Origin of the sequence: Mycobacterium sp. 012931 (assembly GCF_000419295.1) — a bacterium.
Taxonomy (GTDB): domain Bacteria; phylum Actinomycetota; class Actinomycetes; order Mycobacteriales; family Mycobacteriaceae; genus Mycobacterium; species Mycobacterium marinum.
The window spans coordinates 3,440,661-3,465,013 of sequence record NZ_AOPX01000001.1 but is presented as its reverse complement, the minus strand read 5'-3'; the positions used below and the strand labels follow the sequence as shown (position 1 = coordinate 3,465,013).

Genomic DNA, 24,353 nt, shown 5'->3' with positions numbered 1-24,353 from the left:
GTGAGGTACCCGGACCTGGCCGGCAAAGCCACGATCGTGACCGGGGCCGGGGCCGGGATCGGCCTCGCGATCGCCGAGCGGCTGGCCGCCGAAGGCGCCGCGGTACTCTGCGCGGACATCGACGGCGCTTCGGCCGAGCAAGCAGCGGCAAAAATCGGCTCCGGCGCAGTCGGGTATCAGGTCGATGTCAGTGCCGAGGAACAGGTCGCCGGCATGGTCGAAGCCTGCGTCACATCGTTCGGCGGGCTCGACAAGCTCGTCGCCAATGCCGGAGTCGTTCATCTGGCCCCGATCCTCGACACCGCGGTCGAGGACTTTGATCGGGTCATCGGCATCAACCTGCGTGGAGCCTGGTTGTGCACCAAGCATGCGGCACCCAAGATGGTCGAGCGCGGCGGGGGAGCGATCGTCAACATGTCGTCACTGGCGGGCCATATCGGGGTGGGCGGAACCGCGGCGTACGGCATGTCGAAGGCCGGGATCAGCCACCTCAGCCGAGTCACTGCCGCCGAACTGCGCTCGGCCAATGTGCGCTCCAATGCGTTGTTGCCCGCGTTCGTGGATACCCCCATGCAACAGAGTGCGATGGCGATGTTCGACGAGGTCCTAGGAACGGGGGGCGCGAACACCATGATTGCCAGGCTGCAGGGCCGCATGGCCAGACCCGAGGAGATGGCTAGCATCGTGGCGTTCCTGCTGTCCGACGATTCGTCGATGATTACCGGAACAACCCAGATCGCGGACGGCGGAACCATCGCCGCACTGTGGTGAGCGTCGCTCGCCCAGCACTCACACGGTCACTGTTGCGGTTTCGCCGACGTCTCGCGCTGGGTTCTCGGCCGTTGTCGCCGTGGCCACTTTGGTCTTCCGGCTACGCAGCAAATACGTCGCCGCAAAGACCGCACACGCCGCCGCCGGAAGAAGCAGCGCATATCCGCCAAGCCAGGTTCCGATCAGCAGGCCGGCGGCGCCACCCACCAAGAAGAGCACCAAGGTCAGCGCAAGGACTGCGGCCTTCCAGCTCTCGATTCCTTCCCGACGGGCGCGGCCAAGCATCAAGCCGAGATCGGTCACCGTGCCGGTGAAGTGGGTGGTGCGAACCGCCATCCCGCGGAAGCTTGACGTCAGGCCGTTCTGCATTCCAAGGGCCGCCGCGATAAACAGGGCCTGCACGACGGGTTCCTCGACGCCCAGCGCCTGAATGCCCGCCTTGACCTGAGTTTCCTCCACACCGAGCGAGGCGAGCATCAGCAATATCGCCTCCACGGTCAGCACGATGGCGTGGTGCGACCCCCGGGGATGCTGGTTATTGCCGAGAATCGCTCCGGCCGTGATCGCGCCAATCCAAAACCCCATCAAGATCGCGGCCAGGATGTGACCCTCATACAGCCAGGGATTGGCTGTGTTCATGCCAAGCTGGGTTGTCACTCCCGTGAGGTTGCCGACCGGGAAGGCCAGCAGCAGCAGGCCAACCGCATTGACAAAGCCTGCGATGAAGGCCAGTGAGCCACTGTAGCTGAGCAGGACCCTCTTGGAGGAGAGGTGGCCGTCGTGTCCCGTGGCCAACGACTGCGGTCGTGTGCCGGGGTGGGGTTTCATGAGGCTTCGCTTTCCGGGCTGGAGCATCATCGGACTACTACGAAGGTAATATGACGAAATCATCTTCGCCAATAGTTCTTCGTATGAGTTTGGCCAGAGCGCCCACACCGATGACGCGCCGCCAACCCGGGATCGCCGACTTCAGCCTTGGCGCCGAGCGGGCCGCGAGACGGCGCGGGCGCGCCAGGGTGATCGTGACAGCAAAGTCGCGCAATCTTTCGTCTATTTGAATTAGCGAAGTAATTTACATGAAAGCTCGGTGTAGCAACATCGAAATTGTGAGCGCTGCCAGGGCCGGGAAGCAAAGCCGACCGCGCAATAGCGACTCCGAACGCGGATGGACATTCCTGACCAACCACGGACATGTACTGCTGTGCGTATCAGTCAGTGAACATTTGACCGCTCGTGAACTCTCGATGCGAATCGGCATCACCGAGCGGTCAGTACAGACGATCCTGGCGGACTTGACCGATGAGGGTTACCTGATCAAGTCCAAGGACGGCAGACGCAATGTCTACACCCTCAATCCCAAGGGCAGACTGCGCCACCCCCTGGAAGCCAGCCACACCGTGGGCGAGCTCATAGAAGCGTTGTCATAGTTCGTTTGCACCTCCACCGCTCGGCCAGGGCTCACCAGGACTCCAGCGGTCGAACACCTCTGGAACCGACGACACACGCAATACTGAAACGGTAGGCACGGGCAACTCCAGACCAACGACGAACAGTAACCAACTCGATCGTTCTCCAGATAGCCCGTGCCTACACTTCGGCCCCAATAGCGCGGCACCAAAGATCATCAACCCAGCTCACAAGCCTGCTAATCAACAACGCCGGAGCCCTGACCGCTCGGCCAACGTTACCGCCGCGCGCCTACAGGTCACTGTAATTCCTTGTGCCACTGTGGCTTCAGAGGTCACAACAAGGCAGTTCTCGGTGTGAGTCTGGAGCGCCTGTGCGAGTTGACTTTTGGCGTGTTCACCACCTCACGGTCGAGTGGCTGGCCCCCAAGCAACCAGCGCGGGATGTCCTGTCAATACCCGAAACGGTGCCTGATTCCGGTTGACAGGTTCCGCGGGCCGCTGTGGTGACTGGGCTAACATTGCCACCCGACCGCGGGTGTGAGAAGTTCGTGACAGAGCCTTGATCAAGGCTTCCGGACGATGGGTGCCGTACCCGGTGTGCGACAAGACGGCCCGGGGAGAAACGCCGCGTCGTGGATCGTGCTGGTCATGTCTGGTGTTCTAGAAGCTGTGTGGGCAACGGCCCTTGGCAGGTCCGAAGGGTTCAGCAAGCCCGCGCCGAGCGTGGTGTTTCTGGTGGCCTTCATCGTCAGCATGGCCGGGTTGGCCTACGCCATGCGGGACCTGTCGGTCGGGACCGCATACGCCGTCTGGGTGGGCATTGGGGCAGTTCTCACCGTGGTCTACGCGATGGCCACCGGGGATGAGCCGGCGTCGCTTCTCAAGGTGGCGTTCTTGGCAATGATCATTGGAAGCGTGATCGGCCTCAAGCTCGCACACTGATTCCGTTCGAGCCTGACCGGGGTCTGCTCGCCATTCACCCAACGCGACGTCTGGCCCCGGCGGGCGGCTCCCTCTGGAATCATCTGGCCCGTTCGTGTTCTCGTTGCTACCGCGCGGCCAGGGCGATCGGCAGGCACGAAATGCACCAGGGCACCGAGCTGTACCCGCCGACCGAATTGTTCGTGAGACCGTGTGGATCCCACCTGTGCACTTGGATCGCGAAGGACCCCAACCCAATCCAAAACATCACCCGAAGAGAATCCGATCCGATGAGGGTCGCGACACTCCCGTTCCACCGCGCAAACAGTGCGCTACCAAGTTCGAAGTCAGGACCGGCTGGTCAGGATTGATAGTGCGATCTCGGTGATTTCGTCTGCCACCGCGGCGTAGCGCGTGAGATGCCAGGTACGCGCCACATCCTCGATAAAGCTGATGGCCGCCGCGACCAAAAGTCGCGCTTCGACCGAACTGGTCTGTGGAACCAGCTCGCCGATGAGATCAATCCAGAGGGTGTCACGGTCGGCTTGATTCCGAAGATATCCGTCCCGCACGTCGCCGGAGGCGTGGTTCAGCTCGGTCACGCACACCGCAACCAGATCCGGTGCGTCCAAGCTGATCCGGACGTGTCCCTCGATCAGCCCGCGTAGCCGCTGCGCCGCTTGCCGATTCGCGCGTAAGGCGCGGATGCACTCCAGGCTTCGCCACTCATCAAGGCGGCGGATGAGCGCGTCCAGGATCGCCTGCTTGGACGAGAACGAGCGATACAACCCGGGTCCCGCGATTCCGGCGCCCTTGCCGATTTCACTGGTGCTAACGGCCGGATAGCCCTGCGCACGGAATAGCCGTGCACCCGTGGCCAACAGGGTTTCATAGCGGGAGAACAGCACGTCCTGCCCGTCGCGCCCGCCAGCGGCCGTTCCAAGTGGCTCCAGCTCGCACACCGGGGGCGTCCTGGCAGCGGCCATACACGCCTGGTACAGGCGCTCTTTGAGCTCCTCGGCGGGAAGCGTCAGACTATGTCTACCGAGGCTGGTCAGCGTGCTGGACACCGCCCATGCCCGCAACTCCGAGTGCGCCGGGCTCAGACCGGGCACCTCCAGCAAGACGCTTTCGCGCATGCCGGCGACGATCGCGTTGATGCGGCGCCGGACCTCGATACGGTCGGCGTCATTAAGATAGCGCGCCTCGCGCTGCGACAGCACCGTCAAGGACCGCGACGCAACAGCCGCGGCGATCAGGTCCGGAAGATCAACACTCAACGGGCGAGGTGTCGGCTCTTGCTCGCCCTCGGTGAGTCGGCGCGCACTTTGGTACTGATCCTGACCGGTCCGGATGGCTTCGGCGAGCAACGCTTGCTTGTTGTCGTAGTGGCGATAGAGCGCACGCGCGGTGACTCCCGCCGCCTCGGCGATGTCCTCCAACTTGACCGAATGAAAGCCACGGTCGATGAAGAGCCCAACGGCCTGCTCCAGAATTTGCTGCTTTCGATCCTTCGGCCGGCGCCTAACGGGCGCGACGACGGAGTCCATCGACTCGAACTCCCTTCTTGCGCATCGGGGTTACAAATCCTGCCAGAAGCACCGCCTAGGGCTTCGTCCCGCGCCGGGTCAGGACAAACTTGTTGTCAGCTCGCCTGGCATCGATCATGTGGATAGCTCCTCCGGTCGTGGCCGCAGCACCCCGGTCGCGACAGATAACATCGGATTATCAAGATACATCATCCGATACTAAAACGACATTACATGGATGTTTAACGTCCACGCCTTGGCTAATATTGCGTATCGGTTATAGACATGCCGGCTATCCATGGGACTGCGCGGCCCACTTGCACCGGTGTCGGCCAAGAGCTGCCAATCCGCGCTTTCCCCCCTTCGGGGCACCAAGACTTCTCCTTTGGGGGCTGACCACGGCCTCGACCCGGTGATTGCATTGCGTGAGCACCATCCACGCACCATCCAGGCAGCATCCGGTGCCATCGAGCACCGCACATCGCGCAGGAGCAGGACCAATCATGGGCTTCTTCAAGGATTGCAGCGAGATCGACAAGTACATCGGCGGGGTCTTTCGTGATGCCGGCGACCACCCACAGTCGGGGCCGAAATTCCGCGCCGCCAACATCGTCATGCGGGTGGTCTACACAAATCCCGACTGCGAACTCACCGTCGCACTGCGCGACGATTTCCGAGTCGTCTGCGGCCCGAGCAATCTCACACCCGACGTCACGATGACCATGCCCGCCGATGTCGCCGACCAATTCTGGCGCGGTAACTACAATCTCACCATTGGCCTGGCCAAGGGCCAGGTCAAGGCCAAGGGGCCGATCGGAAAGATCCTGCGGCTGATCCCGTTGACCAAACCGCTGTTCGGCAGCTACCGCGAAAAGATCGCCGAGAAAGATCGCGAACAGTCCCGAGGTGGCCTGACCCGATGACGACGGTGGCTGTTCCGCATCATGCGATGTTGATCGGCGGCGAGTCGGTGGACTCCGATCGGCGGCTGTCGCTGGTCGACCCCGGCGACGAGAGCCCGGTCGCCACGGTGGCCTGCGGTGATGCATCGCACGTCGATGCCGCCGTGGCGGCCGCAAAAGCCAGCTTCGAGGACGGTAGCTGGTCGCGGGCCACGCCACAGGAGCGCGCCGCCGTGATGCGCCGCATCGTCGCCGCGGCCGACCAGGTCACCGATGAGCTGATCGAGCTGGAGATGGCGTGCAACGGCGCGACCATCCGGCTGGCCACTGGATTCCATATCGGTCACGCACTAAGTCATTTCAGCTATTTTGCAGACCTTGCCGAGAGCTACGCCTACCAGCGTCCGGCACCGATCGAGACCTTCCCGGTGCTCAGTCAAAGTGTCGTGCACCGCGAGCCGATCGGGGTGGTCGGCGCGATCACGCCATGGAACTTTCCGCTACTACTGACCCTGTGGAAGGTCGGACCTGCGATTGTGGCCGGAAACAGCGTGGTGGTCAAACCCGACGAGCACACACCGCTGTCGATACTCGAGTTCGCCCGTATCGCCGAACGCAGCGGACTACCGCCCGGAGTGATCAACGTAGTCCCCGGCGAGGGGCCCGAGGCCGGCGCCAGACTGGCCTCGCATCCCGACGTGGGCAAGATTGCGTTCACCGGCTCCACCGCGGTCGGACGCGAGATCATGCGGCTGGCATCCGGCACCGTCAAACAGGTGACCCTCGAACTCGGCGGTAAGGGCCCGACGATCGTCCTCGACGACGCCGATCTCGAGATGGCCGTCGAAGGTGTGCTCTACGGATGCTTCGCCTATTCGGGTCAGGTCTGCGAGTCCGGCACCCGCGCACTGGTCCCCACGACGCTCTACCAGGAATTCGTCGATCGGCTGGTCAAGCGCGCCGCCACCATCGTGGTAGGCCCGACCAGGGACTGGGACACCGACCTGGGGCCGGTCATCGACGCCGCACAACGCACTCGCATCCTGAACTACATCCGTGGTGCGCAGACCGACGGAGCGACCGTGGCGCTCGGGGGAGAGGCACTGACGGGCGGAATGTTCGACAAGGGGTTCTGGGTGGCGCCGACGATCCTGACCGGCGTGCACAACGACATGGCGATCGCCCGGGAGGAAGTCTTCGGCCCGGTATTGGTGGTCATCGGCTACGACGGGGACGAACAGGCCATCGCGATCGCCAACGACAGTGACTACGGACTGGCCGCCAGCATCTGGACGTCCGACAACGCCAGGGGACTGGCGATGGCCGAACGCATCCAATCCGGCAGCGTGTGGATCAACGATGCCCACCAGATCAACTGTCGTCTCCCGTTCGGCGGTTACAAGCAGAGCGGCGTCGGTCGCGAACTGGGCCCCGATGCGCTCGATGCTTACACGGAGGTCAAGACGATCCATCTGGACCTGTCCGGCGGACGCGAAGCAAAACCCTACGACGTCCTACTCGGCTACCCCGAAACCGGTTGACGTCAAACAACTTCGGGAACGCTGGCCAACCGGACGTACGCCGAGGCCGCCTCGGCCCGATTCGTCGCATGCAGCTTCCGCAGCACCCTTTTGACATGAGATTTCACCGTGCCGGCCGAGATCACCAGTTCGTCGGCGATCTGCTGATTGGTGCGGCCGGCCGCCATCAGCCGCAGCACCTCCACTTCCCGGCGGGTCAGCATGGCCATCACTCGCGTCTGCACCTCGGCCAACGACCTTGCCGCGGGGCTACGTTCGACCGGCTCGATCTTGCGCAGGTCCAGATCGGCATCCTGCAGAGCGCGCGCCGCCTCGTCCGCGGACGCAAGCGCACTGCGCACCTCGGCGTGCTGGCGCCGCATGCGCTCCAGCAGAACCGTTCGCTCATAGGCATATCCGAAGCCTTCGGCGAACGCCCACACCGTGTCTCGGTCGATCTCGTCGACTATGCGCCCGGAGTACAACCGATCGGCGTGCAGGAAACCGATCACTTTGCCGGTCGGCATCACCGGGGCCGCCACATAGGAATGCGTCAGCGAAAAGTCCACGATCGGTCGATTCACCCGCGGATCATTGCGGGCATCGCGCACGATCGCGGGCGCGTGCCGGCGAATCATCTGGGTTTCGATCAGCATGTGATCCAACAGCGGTGCTACCGATTGCGCGAAGGCGACCATCTTCTCCGCACCTTCACGGTCTTCCCCAAAGTAGGCCGATTCCATCACCATTCGGCCTTCGTGCACTCGAAACAGCACACCACGATCGAACCCGCACGACTCCACCAGTTCACGCGGCGCCCGGTCGACAATCATCGCGACGTCGTCCACGGCGCGCAGCTTGCTCAAGGCCTCCTGCACCTGCAACAGCGCCAGCGTGCGGCGTGCGGCACCGTCCTCGATCATCTCCCGTTCCAGCGAGGACAAATCCAACAGCGTTTCGAGGGCGTTGACCGCATGCACGTCACCGAGGGACTCCAGGGCGTGGCGCACCGCGGCGGCGTTGACGTCGATGGCCTCGGCAACCACCGCCATGGGGTCGTCGGTGGGATCGACGTTGCAATCGCCGAACGCTTCCCGATAGTGACGAGTGGCATCGCTTTCCCGTATCGGACGCGACGCCCAGCCGGGGTGCTCGTCGTCGGCCAACGTGGGGAATGCGGGGGGATCGGGCATATCGACCACATCGATCACCCCTCCCACTGTCCTCTCCGGGATGGCCCGTCGCGGCGAAAAGCCCAAACTCCCCTCCTACGGGGGCAAGAGTCCTCCCCAACGGGGGATCGACCTGCCACCGGGGTTGTCAGAGGCTGGATGACATGTCAACAGAGACCGTTTCAGGGACGGTGCCAGCCGTCGAACTTCTGACTACCCCGCAAGGCATCGCCAATCCCTATCCGCTCTATGACGAACTCAGAGGGCTCTCGCCCGTTGCGGGGTATCGGGACTGGCCCCTGGAACCGTCCCGGGCGCCGACGAACCGGTTACCGCCTGGGCGCTGTTCCGCTACGACCAGGTCTTTGCCGCGGCGCGCGACGCGGCAACCTTCTCGTCCCGCGATCCCTTGCAGGAGGCGTCGTCGGCGCCGAGCCTGATGCTGGTCAACACCGATCCGCCCAAGCACGAAGTCGAACGCAAACTGGTCAGCCAGGCGTTTTCGCCGCGCCGGGTCAAGCGACTGGAGGGGTGGCTCAATGACCTGATCCCGCAGCTGCTCAACGATCTCGAAAAGGATTCTCGGGATGGGGCCGAAGACGGCTCACCGGACGGGGTCGTAGAAGTCATGGGCTTCGCCGCCGAGATTCCCACCCGGGCGATGGTGCGACTGCTGGGCCTGCCCGATGGCGACCACGTGCGGTTCCGGCGGTGGGCCAACGCCTTCATGCTGTCCTCGTCGCTCACCCCCGAAGAACGCATGGCGAGCAACCAGGAGATGGTGGGCACCTTCGCCACCCGGCTCGCCGAACACACCGCCCGGCTGGCCGAACGCGAAGCCAGCGATGACGTTGAGGATGCCGAAGACCTCATCTCGGCGCTGTTGCGCGCCGAGGTCGACGGGCAGCGGCTCACCCCCGAAGAGATCGTCCGGTTCTGTGTGACGCTGGTGGTAGCCGGCAGCGAAACAACGACATCCCTGATCGGAAATCTGCTGCACGCGCTGGCCCGAGAGCCCGAGGTGCAGGCACGCGTCCGCGCCGATCGGACCTTGCTGAACATTTTCGTTGAGGAGACGCTTCGGCTCGACGGGCCGCCACAGCGCCTGTTCCGCATCGCCACGCGCGACGTCGAGGTCGGCGACAAGCTGATCCGCAAGGGGGAGTGGGTCGCGTTGTTCTTCGGCTCGGCCAACCGCGACCCCGCCGTGTTCCCCGACCCGGGACGATTGGACATCGACCGGCCGAACATTCGCCAGCAGCTCTCGCTGGGGCATGGCCTGCACTTCTGCCTCGGTGCCTCACTGGCCCGACTGGAGGTGCTCGCCGTCCTCAACGCCGTGCTGGATCGCTATCAGAAGATCGCGCTGACCGACGACCCCGGCACCAAGCAGACGGCCAGCCTGCTGACCCACGCATTTGTCCGGCTACCCCTGCACCTGTCATGACGGTCACCACCGAGTCACGGGAGTCGCGCAACATCGAGGCAACCAAGGCCATCTATGCCGCGGTGCCGGCCGGCGACCTGGATACCGCGCTGCACCACCTCGACCCCGACGTGCGCATCACCTACTACGGGACCGAAAAGATCCCCTACGCGGGCGATTACCGCGGCATCGACGAGGCGATGACATTCTTCGCCAAGGTTGGCCAGGCGATCGAGATCGTCGAGATGGAGCCGTGGAAGTTCATCGCGCAAGGTGACGATCTCGCGACCTGGGGCCGGCAGCGGTTCCGGCGGCTGGCCACCGGACACGAATGGGAATCGGAGTTCGCGCACATCATCACGTTGCGCGACGGTCGCTGGTTGCACTTCCGGGACTTCATGAATTCCGCCCTCACCCTGCAGGCCTTCTCATGAGGGTCGCCGCCGACCGGGAGATCTGCATGGCGACCGGCATGTGCGTAATGACGGCCGACGCCTTCTTCGATCAGGACGCCGACGGCATCGTGGTACTGGCCGCCCATGAGGTGCCCGCCGACGAAGAACGCCGGGTGCGCAATGCGGTCAAACTGTGCCCGTCGGGGGCGCTCGAGCTGATGTCGGGCTGAGGGGATGTGGCCCGGCGCCGCATTCGACGGCGAAGTCAGCACCGGCCCAGAGCGCGCGAACGCCGCGGACATCCGCCACACTCGATCTCCCTCAAGCGCGCCTATCATTAGGGTACTATCAAGATACATCATTAGCCATAACTGGCATCTTGCTTCGATATTTACAGATACCGAGGCTTCAATAGCGCGTATTGTCTATGGACATGTGCAGCTTGCGCCGCGTACCCTCACCGATGTCACCCGTCCAACTCGACCTGTCCGGATGGTCAGCGTGAGCAACCCCACCCGAGGCCTCGGCATCAATGCCACATGGTGCGCGACACCATGGTGACTCTGACCGATCGGGCGGCCAGCCCGGTAGCAGATCCGGTAGCCGACCCGGTCGCACGTCCGCTGGCCGGATCGGTCACCAAGCCGGTCCGAGCGCTCGGCGACTTCTTCGCCATGACGCTCGACACGTTCGTGTCGATGTTCCGGCCGCCGTTCGCATGGCGTGAATATCTACTCCAATGCTGGTTCGTGGCGCGGGTATCCACGCTGCCCGGGGTTTTGATGACAATCCCGTGGGCGGTGATCTCGGGGTTCCTCTTCAACGTGCTGCTCACCGATATCGGCGCCGCGGACTTCTCCGGCACCGGCTGCGCGATCTTCACCGTGGACCAGAGCGCTCCCATCGTCACCGTCCTGGTGGTCGCGGGCGCGGGCGCCACCGCAATGTGCGCCGATCTGGGTGCGCGGACCATCCGCGAGGAACTCGATGCGCTACGGGTGATGGGAATCAACCCGATCCAGGCTCTGGTGGTTCCCCGAGTGCTGGCCGCCACCACCGTCTCCCTGGCGCTGAGTTCGCTGGTGATCGCGACGGGACTCATCGGGGCATTCTTGTGTTCGGTGTTCCTCATGCATGTTTCGGCAGGTGCGTGGGTCACCGGACTCACCACACTCACTCACACGGTCGACGTCGTCATCTCGATGATCAAGGCGACCCTTTTCGGGCTGATGGCCGGGCTGATCGCCTGCTACAAGGGCATATCGGTGGGCGGCGGTCCGGCGGGCGTCGGCAGAGCGGTCAACGAGACCGTGGTCTTCGCGTTCGTGGTGCTGTTCGTCATCAACATCGTCGTGACCGCCGTCGGCATCCCGTTCATGGTGTCGTGAGGTGAAACCATGACAGTCAGCGCTTCGAGAAGCTCCCGCCATCGCCTGCGACGCACGGCGAAAAGCCTGGTGCGCGAGTGGAATCGGCTGGGTTCACAGATGCGGTTCTATGTCACCACGCTGACCGGGATCCCCGATGCGGTCATGCACTATCGCAGCGAGCTGCTGCGGGTGATCGCGCAGATGGGTTTTGGCGCGGGGACGCTCGCGGTGATCGGCGGGACGGTCGTCATCGTCGGGTTCTTGGCGATGACGACCGGCGCAATCGTGGCGGTGCAGGGCTACAACCAGTTTGCGTCGGTGGGTGTGGAAGCACTGACGGGCTTTGCGTCGGCCTTCTTCAATACTCGCGAAATTCAGCCGGGCACCGTCATGGTCGCGCTGGCCGCAACCGTCGGCGCCGGCGCCACCACGCAGCTGGGTGCGATGCGGATCAACGAAGAGATCGACGCGCTCGAGGTGATCGGTATCCGCAGCGTCAGCTACTTGGCCAGCACCCGGGTGCTGGCCGGAGTGGTGGTGGCCATCCCGTTGTTCTGCGTCGGACTCATCACCGCATATCTGGCCGCGCGGGCTGGCACCACCGCCATCTACGGCCAGGGGTCCGGTGTGTACGACCATTACTTCAATACGTTCCTGCGCCCCACCGACGTGCTCTGGTCGTCCTTCGAAGTCGTCGTGGTGGCACTCATGATCATGTTGGTCTGCACCTACTACGGGTACAATGCGCACGGCGGGCCGGCCGGGGTCGGCGAGGCCGTCGGCCGGGCCGTACGCGCGTCAATGGTCGTCGCCTCGATAGCAATCGTCATCATGACGCTGGCCATCTACGGCCAGTCACCCAACTTCCACCTGGCGAGCTAGTGGCATGGGTCGCGGGCCGGGAAAACACCGTCTGCACGATGCTTGGTGGACCGTGATCCTGTTCGCGGCGATCGTCGCGGCCATCCTCGTGACGACCGTGTCCTTCACCGGCACCTTGCGACCGTATGTTGCGGTCACCCTGACTTCGGAACGATCCGGGCTGGTGATGGACGCCGGCGCCAAGGTCATGTTGCGTGGGGTGCAGGTCGGCCGGGTCCGTCAGATCGACAGCAACCATGGCGCCAGTCTCGAACTGGAAATCGACCCCGACCAGATCCGTTACATCCCTGCCAATGTGGAGGCGCAGATCAGCGCCACCACCGCGTTCGGCGCGAAGTTCGTCGACCTGGTGATACCGCCGACCCCGAGTCGCGCTCGGCTGGCTGCCGGGGCGGTATTGCATTCCAAGAACCTCAGCACCGAGATCAACACCGTTTTCGAGAACGTCGTCGACCTGCTCAACATGATCGATCCGCTGAAGCTCAACGCCGTGCTGAGCGCGGTGGCCGAAGGCGTTCGCGGACAGGGGGAACGCATCGGTCAGGCAACCACCGATCTGAACCAGGTGTTGCAGGGACTCAATGCACGTCGGGACACGCTGCGCCAGAACTGGCGGTCGCTGCGAGATTTCAGCAACACCTATGACGCGGCCGCGCGCGACATCTTGACGATCCTCGATGCGGCCAGCACCACCAGCACCACCGTGGTGGACCACGCGAGGTCGCTGGATTCCCTGCTGCTCAACGTGATCGGCTTGGCCGACACCGGGACCAATCTGCTCGCCAACAACCGAGAGAACCTGACCACATCGATCAATATCCTCGAGCCGACCACGAATCTGCTACTCAAGTACAACCCCGAATACACCTGCTTGCTACAGGGCACCAAGTGGTACCTCGACAATGGCGGCTATGCGGCCTGGGGTGGCGCCGACGGCCGCACCCTGCAGCTCGATGTCGCACTGCTGCTGGGCAATGACCCCTATGTCTTTCCCGACAACCTGCCGCTCGTCGCCGCAAAAGGCGGCCCCGGCGGAGCGCCGGGCTGCGGATCATTGCCAGATGCGACCAAGAACTTCCCAGTGCGTCAGCTCGTCGCCGACACCGGTTGGGGAACCGGACTCGACATCCGGCCCAACCCCGGAATCGGGCATCCTTGCTGGGCCGACTACTTGCCCGTGACCCGCGCTGTGCCCCAGCCTCCTTCGGTGCGCCCCTGCCTGCCGGGGCCGGCGATCGGCCCCAACCCCGGGGGGCCGCCGTATGGGGCCGCGCTGTACGGCCCTGGCGGGGTGCCGCTATGGCCGGGGGTCCCGCCGGCTCCCACTGAGCCCGCATCGATACCCGAACCCCCTGCACCCCAGCAGGAGACGGGGCCTCCATCACCATGACAGACCCATGACGGCACCAGGGCGGCGCCGGTGCGTGCCGGTCAAGACAAGCGGGGGAGTAGCAATGCGGGAAGACCTCAGAGGCGTCGTGATCCGCCTCGGCGTGTTCCTGACGGTCTGCGCGCTAACCGCCTTTCTGCTGGTCGCTGTCTTCGGTCAGGTGCGCTTCGGCGACGGCAACACCTACTACGCCGAGTTCAGCAATGTCTCCAACCTCAGAGAAGGCAAGCTGGTCCGCATCGCAGGGGTTGAGGTCGGCAAGGTCGAGAAGATCTCCATCAATCCCGATGCGACCGTGAAAGTCGAGTTCACCGCCGACAATTCGGTCACCCTCACCCAGGGGACCCAGGCGGTGATCCGCTACGACAATCTCTTCGGCGACCGCTATCTGGCACTCGAGGAAGGAGCCGGCGGGCTCACGATCCTCAAGCCCGGTCAGACAATTCCGTTGGCCAACACCAAACCGGCACTGGATCTCGACGCCTTGATCGGCGGCTTCCGGCCACTGTTTCGCGCCCTGGACCCCCACCAGGTCAATGCGCTGAGCGACCAACTGCTGCAAGCATTTCAGGGCCAGGGCCCCACCATCGGAACTTTTCTGGACCAGGCTGCGGCCGTGACCAACACATTGGCCGATCGGGATCAGCTGATCGGTCAGGTGGTCACCAATCTCAACGTGGTGCTTGGTTCGCTGGGGGGTCAAAGCGACCGGCTGGACAAGGCCGTGGCGTCGCTGTCGCAGCTGATTGCGGGGCTCTCCGAACGCCGAACCGACATATCCAACGCGGTGGCATACACCAACGCCGCGGCCGGATCGGTCGCCGACTTGCTCTCGCAGGCCCGCGCACCGTTTTCGAAGGCGCTGCACGAGACCGACCGGGTCGCGACCATCGCGCTGGCCGATCATGACTACCTCGACAATCTGCTCAACACGTTGCCGGGCAGATACCAGGCGCTGGTACGGCAGGGCATGTACGGCGACTTCTTCGCCTTCTACCTGTGTGACGTCGTGCTGAAGGTCAACGGCAAAGGTGGGCAGCCGGTGTACATCAAGGTCGCCGGTCAGGCCACAGGTCGGTGCACACCGAAATGAAGTCATTCGCTGAACGCAACCTGTTGCTGGTCGGCACCGTGGGCATCCTTACCGCCGCTGGCGTCGTGGGGGGTGCCCTGCAATATCAGAAGCTCCCGTTCTTCGACCAGGGCACCAGCGTCTGCGCATACTTCGCCGATGTGGGTGGGTTGCGGACCGGCAACACGGTGGAGGTCTCCGGCTATCCCGTCGGGAAGGTGTCCAGCATCGAGCTCGACGAGCCCGGCGCCCGGGTCACGTTCAAGGTCGACAAGAACATCCGCCTCGGTGAGCGCACCGAGGCGGCTATCAAGACCAAAGGCCTGCTGGGTAGCAAGTTCGTCGAGGTGATGCCGCGTGGAGAGGGCCATCTCACCGGCCCGATCCCCGTCGAGCGGACCATGTCGCCCTACCAGCTGCCCGACGCGCTGGGCGACCTGGCCAGCACCATCAGCGGATTGAACACCGGTCAGCTGTCCGAATCACTGGACACCCTGGCGCAGACCTTTGCCGACACCCCGGCCGATTTCCGCAACGCGGTACAGGGAGTGGCCCGCCTCGCACGAACACTCAACCAGCGTGACGTGCAACTGCGCAGCCTGCTGGACAACGCGGCCAGAGCCACTGGCGTGCTGGCCAACCGCACCGATCAGATCGCGGGCCTGGTACGCGACACCAATGCACTGCTGGTGCAGCTTCGGACCCAAAGTGCGGCCCTGGACCAGATCTGGGCGAACATCTCCGCGGTAGCACGGCAATTGAAGGGCTTCATCGCCGACAACCGCCAGGAGCTACGGCCGGCGCTGGACAAACTCAACGGGGTGCTCGACATTGTCGAGAGTCGCAAAGAGCGCCTGCAGCAAGCGATTCCGTTGATCAACACCTACGTCATGTCACTCGGCGAATCGGTGTCCTCGGGCCCCTTCTTCAAGGCCTACGTGGTCAACCTGCTACCGGGCCAGTTCGTGCAACCGTTCATCGGCGCCGCATTCTCCGATCTGGGGCTGGACCCGGCCACCTTGCTGCCCTCGCAGCTGACCGATCCGCCCACTGGGCAACCCGGCATCCCGCCGTTGCCGATGGCCTACCCGCGCACCGGTCAGGGCGGCGAGCCGCGGTTGACGCTGCCGGACGCGATTACCGGCAACCCCGGCGATCCGCGCTACCCATACCGGGAGCCACCGCCGGCTCCACCGCCCGGGGGGCCACCACCGGGGCCGCCCGCGGTCGCACCGCCGGGCTTGGCGTCCACCCCGGGACCGGTCCAGGTGCCGGGCCCGCAGCCGGGTGGTGCGTCATGACCACGAGGTTGCGGCGGACCCGCTCGGTGCTGGCAACCACACTCATCCTGGTGTTGGTCGCCGGAGTGATCGCGGCAATGCGCACCGCCGGGGACGCGACCCGAACGCTCGTGGTCGCCTACTTCGACAACAGCAACGGGGTGTTCGCCGGTGACGACGTCCTCATCCGGGGCGTGCCAGTAGGCAAGATAGTCAAGATCGAGCCGCAGCCGCTGCGGTCCAAGATCTCGTTCTGGTTCGACCGCAAGTACAAGGTTCCCGCCGACGCCAAGGCGGCGATCCTGTCGCCACAATTGGTGACGGGTCGGGCGATCCAGCTCACCCCGCCCTACTCAGGTGGACCCACCATGGCCAGCGGCGCGATCATCTCGCAGCAGCGCACCGCGGTGCCGGTGGAGTGGGATGACCTACGCAACCAGCTACAACGACTGACCGAGTTGCTCAAGCCCACCGAGCCGGGCGGCGTCAGCACGTTGGGTGCCCTCATCAATACCGCCGCGGACAATCTACGTGGCCAGGGATCCACCATTCGTGACGCGATTGTCGAACTTTCACAGACGGTTTCGACTCTCAGCGATCACCGGAATGACATCTTCTCCACCGTACGAAACCTGTCCACGCTGGTGTCTGCACTGCACGACAGTGCCGACCTGCTCGAGCAACTCAACCACAACCTCGCCGCGGTTTCCTCGCTGCTGGCCACAGATCCGAACAAGGTCGGTCAGGCCGTGAAAGACATCAACGCGGTGGTCGCCGATGTGCAGAGCTTCGCCGCCGAGAACCGGGAGGCGGTCGGCACCGCCTCAGACAAGCTGGCGTCGATCAGCAACGCGCTGGTGGCCAGCCTCGACGACATCAAGCAGACCCTGCACATCGGGCCCACGGTGCTGCAGAACTTCAACAACATCTTCGAACCGGCCAACGGGGCGCTCACCGGCGCGCTGGCCGCCAACGACTTCGCCAACCCAATCTCGTTTCTGTGCGGTGCAATTCAGTCCGCCTCCCGCTTGGGCGGCGAACAGGCAGCCAAACTCTGCGTGCAATATCTGGCTCCGATCCTGAAGAACCGCCAATACAACTTTCCCCCGCTCGGGGAGAACCTGTTCGTCGGCGCCCAGGCCCGGCCCAACGAAGTCACCTACAGCGAAGACTGGATGAGACCGGACTACGTTCCGCCGCAGCCGGATATGCCGCCTGCGGAACCGCCAGCAGATGTGACTGTGGAACCCGACCCCGCCGCCGGGCTACGCGGCATGATGGTCCCGCCGGGAGGTGGCTGATGCGCGTCCGCCACCGGCGCCGGGTGGCGCCGCGTCTGGCCACAGTCCTGGTGACGATGGTTACCTTGGCCGCAGTATCCGGCTGCGGCTGGCGCGGTCTGAATTCGCTACCACTGCCGGGCACCGAGGGCAACGGGCCGGGTTCGTTTGTCATCCAGGCGCAGATGCCGGACGTCAACAACATCCAGCCGAACTCGAGGGTGCGGGTTGCCGACGTGACGGTCGGCCATGTGGCAAGAATCGAGCGCCAGGGCTGGCACGCGCTGGTGACGATCCGGCTGGATGCCGGCGTCGCGCTGCCGGCCAACGCGACCGCCCGGATCGGGACCACCAGCCTGCTCGGCTCTTATCACATCGAGCTGGCTGCCCCGAAACATGATGCACCGCAAGGCAGGCTGCGCGAGGGATCGCTGATTCCGCTGTCCCGCGGCGGAGCCTACCCGAGCACCGAGCAGACCCTGGCGGCGCTGTCGCTGGTGCTCAACGGGGGCGGGTTGGGCCAAGTCCAAGACATCACCGAGGCATTGAGCACCGCATTCCGCGGGCGCGAGCACGATGTGCGCAGCCTGATCGCACAGCTGGATAGCTTCACCGCGACCCTCGACGACCAATCCGATGACATCATCGAAGCCACTGAGAGCTTGAACCGGTTGGTGGGAAAGTTCGCCGAACAGCAGCCCGTCCTGGATCGGGCGCTGGCCACCATTCCGGACGCCCTAGCCGTGCTCAATGACGAGCGGGACAAGCTCGTTACGGCAGCCGACCAGCTCAGCAAGTTCAGCGCCCTAACCGCCGACTCGGTGAACAAGACCAAGGCCAACCTGGTCAGCGAACTGCGGCAGCTCGGACCGGTTTTGGAATCGTTGGCCAACGCCGGACCCAGCATGACCCGGTCGCTATCACTGCTGGCGACCTTTCCCTTTCCGAACGAAACGTTCCAGAACTTCCAGCGTGGTGATTACGCCAACTTGACGGCGATCGTCGACCTCACACTGAGTCGAATAGACCAAGGGCTACTGACCGGCACCCGCTGGGAATGCCACCTCACCGAACTCGAACTGCAGTGGGGACGCACCATCGGTCAGTTCCCGAGCCCGTGCACCGCCGGATACCGCGGAACCCCAGGCAATCCACTCACCGTGCCGTACCACTGGGACCAGGGGCCCTAGATGCATCTAGAGCGCCGCGTCATGATTCAGCTGACCATCTTCGCCGTCATCGCGCTGAGCGTACTGGCGATCACGTTCCTGCACTTCGCCAAACTGCCGGCCATGCTCTTCGGCGTCGGCCGCTACACGGTGACAATGGAGCTGACGAAGTCCGGTGGGCTGTACACCCCCGGCAATGTCACCTATCGCGGCTCCGAAGTGGGCCGGGTGGAGTCGGTGCAGCTGACCGACACCGGGGTCGTGGCCGTCCTATCGCTGAAGTCGGGCATCGACATTCCGTCCGACCTCAAAGCCGAAGTGCATAGCCAAACCGCCATCGGCGAAACCTATGTCGAGTTATTGCCCCGCAACGCCACCTCGCCCCCGCTCAAGGACGGCGACGTGATCAGACTGGTCAACACCTCGGTTCCGCCCGACATCAACACCCTGCTCAGCGCGGCCAACACCGCCCTGGGAGCCATCCCGCACGAGAACCTGCAAACCGTCATCAATGAGTCGTACACAGCCGTCGGCGGCCTCGGTCCCGAACTCTCCCGTCTGATCACGGGCACCTCCAACCTGGCGATCGACGCGCGCAAGAACCTCGACCCGCTGATCGCACTGATCGACCAGACCCCGCCGGTGCTGGATTCACAAACCCATAGCTCGGATGCGATAGCCGGATGGGCGTCGCACCTGGCCGCGGTCACCACCGAACTGCAGACCCACGACCAAGCCGTCGCCGCAACCATCGACAATGGCGGCCCAGCATTGGACGAGGTGAACTCACTGCTCGAACGGGTGCAACCCACCTTGCCGATCCTGCTTGCCAACCTCGTCAGCGTCGGCCAGGTCGCGCTGGCCTACCAGAACGACATCGAGCAGCTGCTGGTGGTGTTCCCGATGGCCATCAGCGCCGAACAAGCCGGAATCCTGGCCAACGTCAACACCAAACAGGCCTACCACGGCCAGTATCTGAGCTTTAACCTCAACCTCAACCTGCCACCGCCGTGCTCCACCGGATTCCTGCCAGCCCAGCAGCAGCGAGTCCCCACCTTCGAGGACTACCCGAACCGTCCGGCCGGCGACCTGTACTGCCGGGTGCCGCAGGATTCGCCGCTCAATGTGCGTGGGGCGCGCAATATCCCGTGCGAAACCGTTCCCGGCAAGCGTGCACCAACGGTGAAGTTGTGCGAGAGCAACGAACAGTACGTGCCGCTCAATGACGGCTACAACTGGAAGGGCGACCCCAACTCCACCCTTTCCGGCCAAGACATCCCACAACTCCCACCCGGCCCGCCGCCGCCTGCCGCCGCTGGGCCCGGGGAGGCTCCTCCGCCGCCCATCGCCGCCGCCGAGTACGACCCGGCCACCGGCACCTACACGGGACCGGACGGCCGCCAGTACACCCGGTCCGACCTGGCCCAAACCGCTCCGAAAGACCAGACATGGCAATCGATGCTGTTGCCACCACCGGTGCCCTGAAGCCAAGGGTGCACACGATCACCCCGATAGAACGGAGGGCCTCATGAGCGTGGTGACCAGTCCCGGACCGCCCCCAGACGAAGCACTCGAACACCGATGCGCGGACTCCGCCGCCGAGAAACACCGGTCCGCGCCGCTGCGCGCCACGCTCTTCGGCCTGGCCGTGGTTGTTGCATTGGCAGCGCCACTGGGGTGGTTTGGATTTCGCGTTCATCTAGCCGGTCAGGCGCAAGCCCGACAAGGCCAAGCTCTGCGAGTCGCCAGGCAGGTTGCGCTGAACCTGACGACCATCGACTGGCAACATGGCGATTCCGACGTGCACCGCATTCTGGACAGCGCGACGGGGGAGTTCTACAACGATTTCGCCGAACGCTCAAAGCCTTTCATCGAGGTCCTGCGGCAGGCCAAGGCCACCACGGTGGGCACCGTAACCGAGGCCGGACTGGAGTCGGAGACAGCCGACACGGCCCAGGCGCTGGTGGCGGTTTCGGTGCAGACCTCAAATGGCGGTGAACCCGACCCGATGCCGCGAATATGGCGGATACGCATCACCCTCGAGAGGGTCGACGACGGATTCAAAGCCGCCAAGGTCGGATTCGTACCGTGACCGCCGTCAGCCGGCCCGGCGCGGGCGAGTGCGGCGACACCGACACCGCGGGCAGCGGCGAACCACCGGCGGTGGTGCGGCGTCGACTTCGCTGGTGGCCGGTGATCGCCTACGGCCTGCTGCCCGCCCTGGCGCTCCTGTTGGCAGGCGGAACCGGGTTTGCGAAGTGGCAGGATTGCGCCGTTCGCGATGCGGCACAGGCACGTGCGGAATCCGTCCAGGCCGCCACCGCGGGGACCATCGCGCTGCTGTCCTACCGGCCTGACACCGTGCGCAGTGACCTCGAGGCCGCACGAGCCAAATTGACCGGCGCATTCCTGAGCGACTACACATCGCTGACCCGCGATGTGGTCATCCCGGGGGCCAAACAGAAGGATATTTCGGCGGTGGCCATCGTGCCAGCCGGGGCCTCGGTGTCGCAACCGGCGAGCACGCGATCGTTCTGCTGTTTGTGAACCAGACCATCATCGTGAGCCAGGACCCGCCCACCAGCACCGCATCCAGCGTTCGGGTCACCCTCGACAAGGTCGACGGGCGGTGGCTGATTTCGCGATTTGACCCGGTGTGAGTCGGCCAGACACGAGGGGGCGGACCGGTCACGAAGGGCCAGTATGGGAAGGAAGACGACAATGCGACACCGATACCTGATTCTGTCCGCATCGGTCGCCATGGTGTCCGGCGCTGCGCTGGGCATGCCCGCAGCGCGCGCCGACAACAAGCGCCTCAATGACGGAGTGGTCGCCAATGTCTACACCGTCCAGCATCAAGCCGGCTGCACCAATGACGTGAGAATCAACCCGCAGCTGCAGCTGGCCGCGCAATGGCACACCCTCGATGTGTTGAACAACCGCGACCTCGGTGGCGGCATTGGTTCTGACGGATCCGCACCTTCCGACCGCGCCAGCGCCGCCGGCTTCCACGGCCAAGTCGCCGAAACCGTGGCCATCAATCCTGCCCTGGCGATCAGCGGCGTGGAGTTGCTCAACCAGTGGTATTACAACCCGGCGTATTTCGCGATCATGTCGGATTGCGCCAACACCGAAATCGGGGTGTGGTCAGAGAACAGCCCGGATCGCACGGTCGTGGTGGCTATGTACGGACAGCTCGACCGCCCGGTGGCGACACCACCGGTTACAGCGCCAATCGAGCCGCCGCCACCGGTGGCTTTGCCCGAGAACGTTCCGATCGACCCCAGCCCTGACTACGATGCCAGCGACGAGATCGAATACGGGATCAATTGGCTTCCCTGGATTCTGCGCGGCGTCTACCCGCCGCCCCCATGCCACCCGAATAGGCTAGGGGTGCAACACCTTCAGAAGTTGACTCGCACTTCTGCCCACGGCTGCCGTACCGGCGCCAACGTTGGGTCTCGAGTTACTCCGCCGGTGGCCGGTAGTTCGCCGCCGAGTTCCGCAGCTGCCAGACTTGCTCGGGGCAAAGGAGATTGACCGCGTAGGACACCAGGTAGTTGGCCGCGAACTCGTCGTTAGGGGTCACATCATTCTTTACGTCACCCATCACCTGGGCGTAACTTTGACCGCCACTGACCTTGCCGCAGATCCCGTGTCCGTAGCCGATCGCGTCATTGTTCGGAAAATCGTAGTGGCGCCGCACCATCACGTTGTAGACGTATTCCACTTCTGGAGCCGGCGCGGCATATGCTCGCGTGGCCATACCCATGGGGATCGTGCCCAGGGCAACTGTGGCGGCTGCCAAGGCAATCGGCCAACTGCGATGCGCCATGGCTGCCATCCTATCCAGCAACGACCGGCGGATAAACAGGATCTAGCAGGCCAATTTGGCGCTGACCACCCGGGCCGCTGGCGAACGCGGCCTCAGCGCTCGCCCCCATGCTTGGCACCACGCGGATCGATGAGGTCACGAAAACGTTCCGCCCGATAGGTTGATGCACCCAGGTTTGTGACCCGCTCGACCAATAGCTTGTCCGACGTCACCACCCGAACGTCGCGCGGTTGCGGTTCCGCTGCGACCCGGCGCACGATCTCGTCGTCAGCCGAGTTGGCCGCCGCCTTGGGCGCATGCGCTACCTCGAGAACCGACGAGCAGATCGGCGTTGACGGAGGCCGCTCGAATATCACGGTGACGTCCTTTCCGCCGGCTCCGTCCTGCTCCGATGCCCAACGCTCGAGTCTGTGCACAAGCGCGACCATCGCGCCGTGGCGGTCCTTCCACCATCCGTCCGGCCGCGAGCCGATTACGTTCATGCCGTCGATGATCCAATGCACACTTCACCGTACGACGACGAGCGTGGGACGCGTCCGCCGAATCCTCGCCTAGCGATCTCGCGGCGGCGCCGAGCCCGTTACCCCCATCTGCGTTTGCGGAACTTCCTGTTGATCTCGTTGCGGAATCGCTCAACATGCTGCTCGGTGGCCGCCGCTTCCATCGCACCGAGGGCATTGACGACCTCGAGGTGGGACAGGATCAGCAGGCCGTTCAACTGCTTGAGCCGTTCTGGGGTCGCCAGCGACTCTTCATCGTCGACGTAGATGAGCAAGAAGTCACGAAGCGCCTGGCTGCCGGTCATCCGCACCGGGACTTTCATGTTCCGCAGGACTGTGGCCATGTCGGGGTCGGTCACAACAGCCTCTCTTTCGCTTCCGGGACTAGCACGTCACAGCGCAAGCGTAGGAGACCGGCGCCCCGAAGTGTCTGTGGGCCAGCGCAGCATTCTCGACGGCTTGGCGACGGTCTTGAACCCACCACCGCAGCGCACAACAGTGCGCCGGCCCCGCGCTGGTTGCCGAAGGCCCGCTACATCAAGCGTTCGACCGGGTGAGAGCCGCTCGCGTCCTCTCGCTGGCCCACGTCCGCCAGCCCGTTTTGTTCGCCCGCAGCCGCGGAGTCCTTACGTTCTTCCTCATCGGCGGGCCCGGTGGCTGATACCAGCCCTGGCTTGGATGCGCCGCCTGCCGACGAGCCCGCGCCCATCCCGCTTCCCATCGGCGCGGCACCACTCATCGCCGATGATCCCGCGTTGGCGGCCGCGGCCGCCATCGGCGAGGACTGCGACCCAATCAGTTGGGACACCAGCGGCTGGGCCGCGGGTCCCGCTTCGGTGGCAAACGCGCCGGCGCGCAGGCCCGCACCAGTCGCAAAACCAGAGCTGCCCGCGGCAGCGGGGTTCGACATTGCCGCGCCACGGAAGGTCAACGCGTCCGCGGCAACATCATCGGCGTCACCGTACATGCGCGCGATGTCGCTGAGCGCCGTGCCGGTCCGCATCAACTCTTCTTGAGCCGCCACATTGGACGCCAACATCGTGGCCGCCTCCTGAGCAAAGGCCAGGACGGCCTGCGCCGAGACTTCTTCAGCTCCCGCCGGGATCAAACCGGTCAGCACAGTCATCGCTGCCGTGGTACCAGCACTGATGCCCTGGGTACCGATGTCGACCAGCTGAGAGCCAATGTCGCCTGCGGCCGGGTCGTGTGACATGGGATCCATTTGCACGCTCCTGTGTAATTGTGCGCTGCACGAATCGTTCGCGCCCTTGCAGTCCAACGACCAACTGATCCGTCGCGCGACTGTCGCCGCACACACCGTCCCAGCTTTGCTGGACGATTGCTCAATTCTACGACGGACTGGACCACTAGCCAGCAGGTTTTCTGGATCAGGACGATTACCAGGGCCAACACCTGAGAACATGCAGGAAATTCACTGTGCCAAGTGTGACCGCTCCCGCAATTACGGGCGAATTGTCGTGTAAATCACCGCCGAGTGCCCGCCCTCGCCAACGAGGACGATCGGCGCCG

Annotated in this window: 23 protein-coding genes, 3 pseudogenes and 1 riboswitch; of the genes and pseudogenes, 19 read left to right on the top strand and 7 right to left on the bottom strand. The window is 64.3% G+C overall.

Annotated elements, in window-relative coordinates:
* Window positions 1-771, top strand: coding sequence for an SDR family oxidoreductase (locus tag MMSP_RS15270; RefSeq protein ID WP_020787356.1), 771 nt, complete (start codon window positions 1-3; stop codon window positions 769-771).
* Between the two features lie 18 nt (window positions 772-789).
* On the opposite strand, the gene MMSP_RS15265 is transcribed toward MMSP_RS15270, so the two are convergent.
* A complete protein-coding gene (locus tag MMSP_RS15265; protein ID WP_012394571.1) occupies window positions 790-1,599 on the bottom strand; it encodes a YoaK family protein in 810 nt (269 codons plus the stop codon).
* Window positions 1,600-1,847: 248 nt separating this feature from the next.
* On the opposite strand from MMSP_RS15265, the gene MMSP_RS15260 reads away from it, so the two are divergent.
* Both MMSP_RS15260 and MMSP_RS15255 read left to right on the top strand, forming a co-directional pair.
* Window positions 1,848-2,198 (top strand): winged helix-turn-helix domain-containing protein, encoded by a 351-nt coding sequence (locus MMSP_RS15260; RefSeq protein WP_012394572.1) that lies wholly within the window; start codon window positions 1,848-1,850, stop codon window positions 2,196-2,198.
* A 533-nt stretch (window positions 2,199-2,731) separates the two neighbouring features.
* Window positions 2,732-2,797: riboswitch (guanidine-III (ykkC-III) riboswitch) on the top strand.
* Window positions 2,760-3,122, top strand: coding sequence for a multidrug efflux SMR transporter (locus MMSP_RS15255; protein WP_051153686.1), 363 nt, complete (start codon window positions 2,760-2,762; stop codon window positions 3,120-3,122). Its footprint overlaps the riboswitch before it by 38 nt.
* Before the next feature lie 326 nt (window positions 3,123-3,448).
* Here MMSP_RS15255 and MMSP_RS15250 read toward each other — a convergent pair whose 3' ends face one another.
* Window positions 3,449-4,651, bottom strand: a complete 1,203-nt coding sequence (locus MMSP_RS15250; RefSeq protein WP_020787353.1) for a TetR/AcrR family transcriptional regulator — start codon at window positions 4,649-4,651, stop codon at window positions 3,449-3,451.
* Window positions 4,652-5,133: 482 nt separating this feature from the next.
* Between MMSP_RS15250 and MMSP_RS15245 the strand changes: the two genes are divergently transcribed.
* Together MMSP_RS15245 and MMSP_RS15240 are read left to right on the top strand one after the other, a co-directional pair.
* Window positions 5,134-5,553, top strand: coding sequence for an SCP2 sterol-binding domain-containing protein (locus MMSP_RS15245; protein ID WP_011740773.1), 420 nt, complete (start codon window positions 5,134-5,136; stop codon window positions 5,551-5,553).
* Complete coding sequence (locus MMSP_RS15240; protein WP_020787352.1) at window positions 5,550-7,073, top strand: aldehyde dehydrogenase; 1,524 nt, start codon at window positions 5,550-5,552, stop codon at window positions 7,071-7,073. The genes MMSP_RS15245 and MMSP_RS15240 overlap by 4 nt, the downstream gene beginning before the upstream one ends.
* Before the next feature lie 2 nt (window positions 7,074-7,075).
* Here MMSP_RS15240 and MMSP_RS15235 read toward each other — a convergent pair whose 3' ends face one another.
* Window positions 7,076-8,272, bottom strand: a complete 1,197-nt coding sequence (locus MMSP_RS15235) for a LuxR C-terminal-related transcriptional regulator (RefSeq protein ID WP_020787351.1) — start codon at window positions 8,270-8,272, stop codon at window positions 7,076-7,078.
* A gap of 116 nt (window positions 8,273-8,388) precedes the next feature.
* Here MMSP_RS15235 and MMSP_RS15230 point away from each other — a divergent pair.
* The 14 genes and pseudogenes from MMSP_RS15230 to MMSP_RS15165 form a co-directional block, all read left to right on the top strand.
* A pseudogene (locus tag MMSP_RS15230) lies at window positions 8,389-9,671 on the top strand (cytochrome P450).
* Complete coding sequence (locus MMSP_RS15225) at window positions 9,668-10,084, top strand: nuclear transport factor 2 family protein (RefSeq protein WP_012394578.1); 417 nt, start codon at window positions 9,668-9,670, stop codon at window positions 10,082-10,084. Before MMSP_RS15230 ends, MMSP_RS15225 begins: the two are co-directional and overlap by 4 nt.
* On the top strand, window positions 10,081-10,275 hold the full coding sequence (locus MMSP_RS15220) for a ferredoxin (protein WP_036426561.1): 195 nt from the start codon (window positions 10,081-10,083) through the stop codon (window positions 10,273-10,275). The genes MMSP_RS15225 and MMSP_RS15220 overlap by 4 nt, the downstream gene beginning before the upstream one ends.
* A gap of 324 nt (window positions 10,276-10,599) precedes the next feature.
* Window positions 10,600-11,433, top strand: a complete 834-nt coding sequence (locus MMSP_RS15215) for an ABC transporter permease (protein ID WP_085981917.1) — start codon at window positions 10,600-10,602, stop codon at window positions 11,431-11,433.
* Between the two features lie 9 nt (window positions 11,434-11,442).
* Window positions 11,443-12,297, top strand: coding sequence for an ABC transporter permease (locus tag MMSP_RS15210; protein ID WP_015355621.1), 855 nt, complete (start codon window positions 11,443-11,445; stop codon window positions 12,295-12,297).
* 4 nt (window positions 12,298-12,301) lie between these two features.
* A complete protein-coding gene (locus MMSP_RS15205; protein ID WP_020787346.1) occupies window positions 12,302-13,687 on the top strand; it encodes an MCE family protein in 1,386 nt (461 codons plus the stop codon).
* Window positions 13,688-13,751: 64 nt separating this feature from the next.
* The gene (locus MMSP_RS15200; RefSeq protein ID WP_036426559.1) at window positions 13,752-14,780 is read left to right on the top strand and encodes a virulence factor Mce family protein; all 1,029 of its coding nucleotides are present in this window, start codon (window positions 13,752-13,754) and stop codon (window positions 14,778-14,780) included.
* Window positions 14,777-16,060, top strand: coding sequence for a virulence factor Mce family protein (locus MMSP_RS15195; protein ID WP_020787344.1), 1,284 nt, complete (start codon window positions 14,777-14,779; stop codon window positions 16,058-16,060). The genes MMSP_RS15200 and MMSP_RS15195 overlap by 4 nt, the downstream gene beginning before the upstream one ends.
* Complete coding sequence (locus MMSP_RS15190; RefSeq protein WP_015355625.1) at window positions 16,057-17,340, top strand: virulence factor Mce family protein; 1,284 nt, start codon at window positions 16,057-16,059, stop codon at window positions 17,338-17,340. The genes MMSP_RS15195 and MMSP_RS15190 overlap by 4 nt, the downstream gene beginning before the upstream one ends.
* Window positions 17,340-18,509, top strand: coding sequence for a virulence factor Mce family protein (locus tag MMSP_RS15185; protein WP_020787343.1), 1,170 nt, complete (start codon window positions 17,340-17,342; stop codon window positions 18,507-18,509). Before MMSP_RS15190 ends, MMSP_RS15185 begins: the two co-directional genes overlap by 1 nt.
* A complete protein-coding gene (locus MMSP_RS15180) occupies window positions 18,510-19,973 on the top strand; it encodes an MCE family protein (RefSeq protein WP_020787342.1) in 1,464 nt (487 codons plus the stop codon). It abuts the gene before it with no gap.
* Between the two features lie 43 nt (window positions 19,974-20,016).
* Complete coding sequence (locus tag MMSP_RS15175) at window positions 20,017-20,580, top strand: hypothetical protein (protein ID WP_011740762.1); 564 nt, start codon at window positions 20,017-20,019, stop codon at window positions 20,578-20,580.
* Window positions 20,581-20,654: 74 nt separating this feature from the next.
* Window positions 20,655-21,148 (top strand): annotated as a pseudogene (locus tag MMSP_RS15170) (hypothetical protein).
* 61 nt (window positions 21,149-21,209) lie between these two features.
* Window positions 21,210-21,869, top strand: a pseudogene (locus MMSP_RS15165) (hypothetical protein); the annotation flags it as partial.
* 85 nt (window positions 21,870-21,954) lie between these two features.
* Here MMSP_RS15165 and MMSP_RS15160 read toward each other — a convergent pair.
* The 4 genes from MMSP_RS15160 to MMSP_RS15145 form a co-directional block, all read right to left on the bottom strand.
* Window positions 21,955-22,323, bottom strand: coding sequence for a DUF732 domain-containing protein (locus MMSP_RS15160; RefSeq protein WP_015355629.1), 369 nt, complete (start codon window positions 22,321-22,323; stop codon window positions 21,955-21,957).
* Window positions 22,324-22,415: 92 nt separating this feature from the next.
* Window positions 22,416-22,826: an NYN domain-containing protein gene (locus MMSP_RS15155; protein ID WP_020725390.1), complete on the bottom strand. Its 411-nt coding sequence runs from the start codon at window positions 22,824-22,826 to the stop codon at window positions 22,416-22,418.
* A gap of 77 nt (window positions 22,827-22,903) precedes the next feature.
* On the bottom strand, window positions 22,904-23,182 hold the full coding sequence (locus tag MMSP_RS15150; protein ID WP_015355631.1) for a hypothetical protein: 279 nt from the start codon (window positions 23,180-23,182) through the stop codon (window positions 22,904-22,906).
* 173 nt (window positions 23,183-23,355) lie between these two features.
* Window positions 23,356-24,045: a type VII secretion system ESX-1 target, MMAR_2894 family gene (locus MMSP_RS15145; protein ID WP_015355632.1), complete on the bottom strand. Its 690-nt coding sequence runs from the start codon at window positions 24,043-24,045 to the stop codon at window positions 23,356-23,358.
* Window positions 24,046-24,353: the final 308 nt, after the last annotated feature.

Excerpts from the sequence above, each read along its gene's own strand:
- MMSP_RS15265 (WP_012394571.1), bottom strand. The coding sequence starts at position 1,599 with ATGAAACCCCACCCCGGCACACGACCGCAGTCGTTGGCCACGGGACAC.
- MMSP_RS15260 (WP_012394572.1), top strand. The coding sequence starts at position 1,848 with ATGAAAGCTCGGTGTAGCAACATCGAAATTGTGAGCGCTGCCAGGGCC.
- MMSP_RS15255 (WP_051153686.1), top strand. The coding sequence starts at position 2,760 with ATGGGTGCCGTACCCGGTGTGCGACAAGACGGCCCGGGGAGAAACGCC.
- MMSP_RS15250 (WP_020787353.1), bottom strand. The coding sequence starts at position 4,651 with ATGGACTCCGTCGTCGCGCCCGTTAGGCGCCGGCCGAAGGATCGAAAG.
- MMSP_RS15245 (WP_011740773.1), top strand. The coding sequence starts at position 5,134 with ATGGGCTTCTTCAAGGATTGCAGCGAGATCGACAAGTACATCGGCGGG.
- MMSP_RS15240 (WP_020787352.1), top strand. The coding sequence starts at position 5,550 with ATGACGACGGTGGCTGTTCCGCATCATGCGATGTTGATCGGCGGCGAG.
- MMSP_RS15225 (WP_012394578.1), top strand. The coding sequence starts at position 9,668 with ATGACGGTCACCACCGAGTCACGGGAGTCGCGCAACATCGAGGCAACC.
- MMSP_RS15220 (WP_036426561.1), top strand. The coding sequence starts at position 10,081 with ATGAGGGTCGCCGCCGACCGGGAGATCTGCATGGCGACCGGCATGTGC.
- MMSP_RS15215 (WP_085981917.1), top strand. The coding sequence starts at position 10,600 with ATGGTGACTCTGACCGATCGGGCGGCCAGCCCGGTAGCAGATCCGGTA.
- MMSP_RS15210 (WP_015355621.1), top strand. The coding sequence starts at position 11,443 with ATGACAGTCAGCGCTTCGAGAAGCTCCCGCCATCGCCTGCGACGCACG.
- MMSP_RS15205 (WP_020787346.1), top strand. The coding sequence starts at position 12,302 with ATGGGTCGCGGGCCGGGAAAACACCGTCTGCACGATGCTTGGTGGACC.
- MMSP_RS15200 (WP_036426559.1), top strand. The coding sequence starts at position 13,752 with ATGCGGGAAGACCTCAGAGGCGTCGTGATCCGCCTCGGCGTGTTCCTG.
- MMSP_RS15195 (WP_020787344.1), top strand. The coding sequence starts at position 14,777 with ATGAAGTCATTCGCTGAACGCAACCTGTTGCTGGTCGGCACCGTGGGC.
- MMSP_RS15190 (WP_015355625.1), top strand. The coding sequence starts at position 16,057 with ATGACCACGAGGTTGCGGCGGACCCGCTCGGTGCTGGCAACCACACTC.
- MMSP_RS15185 (WP_020787343.1), top strand. The coding sequence starts at position 17,340 with ATGCGCGTCCGCCACCGGCGCCGGGTGGCGCCGCGTCTGGCCACAGTC.
- MMSP_RS15180 (WP_020787342.1), top strand. The coding sequence starts at position 18,510 with ATGCATCTAGAGCGCCGCGTCATGATTCAGCTGACCATCTTCGCCGTC.
- MMSP_RS15175 (WP_011740762.1), top strand. The coding sequence starts at position 20,017 with ATGAGCGTGGTGACCAGTCCCGGACCGCCCCCAGACGAAGCACTCGAA.
- MMSP_RS15160 (WP_015355629.1), bottom strand. The coding sequence starts at position 22,323 with ATGGCGCATCGCAGTTGGCCGATTGCCTTGGCAGCCGCCACAGTTGCC.
- MMSP_RS15145 (WP_015355632.1), bottom strand. The coding sequence starts at position 24,045 with ATGGATCCCATGTCACACGACCCGGCCGCAGGCGACATTGGCTCTCAG.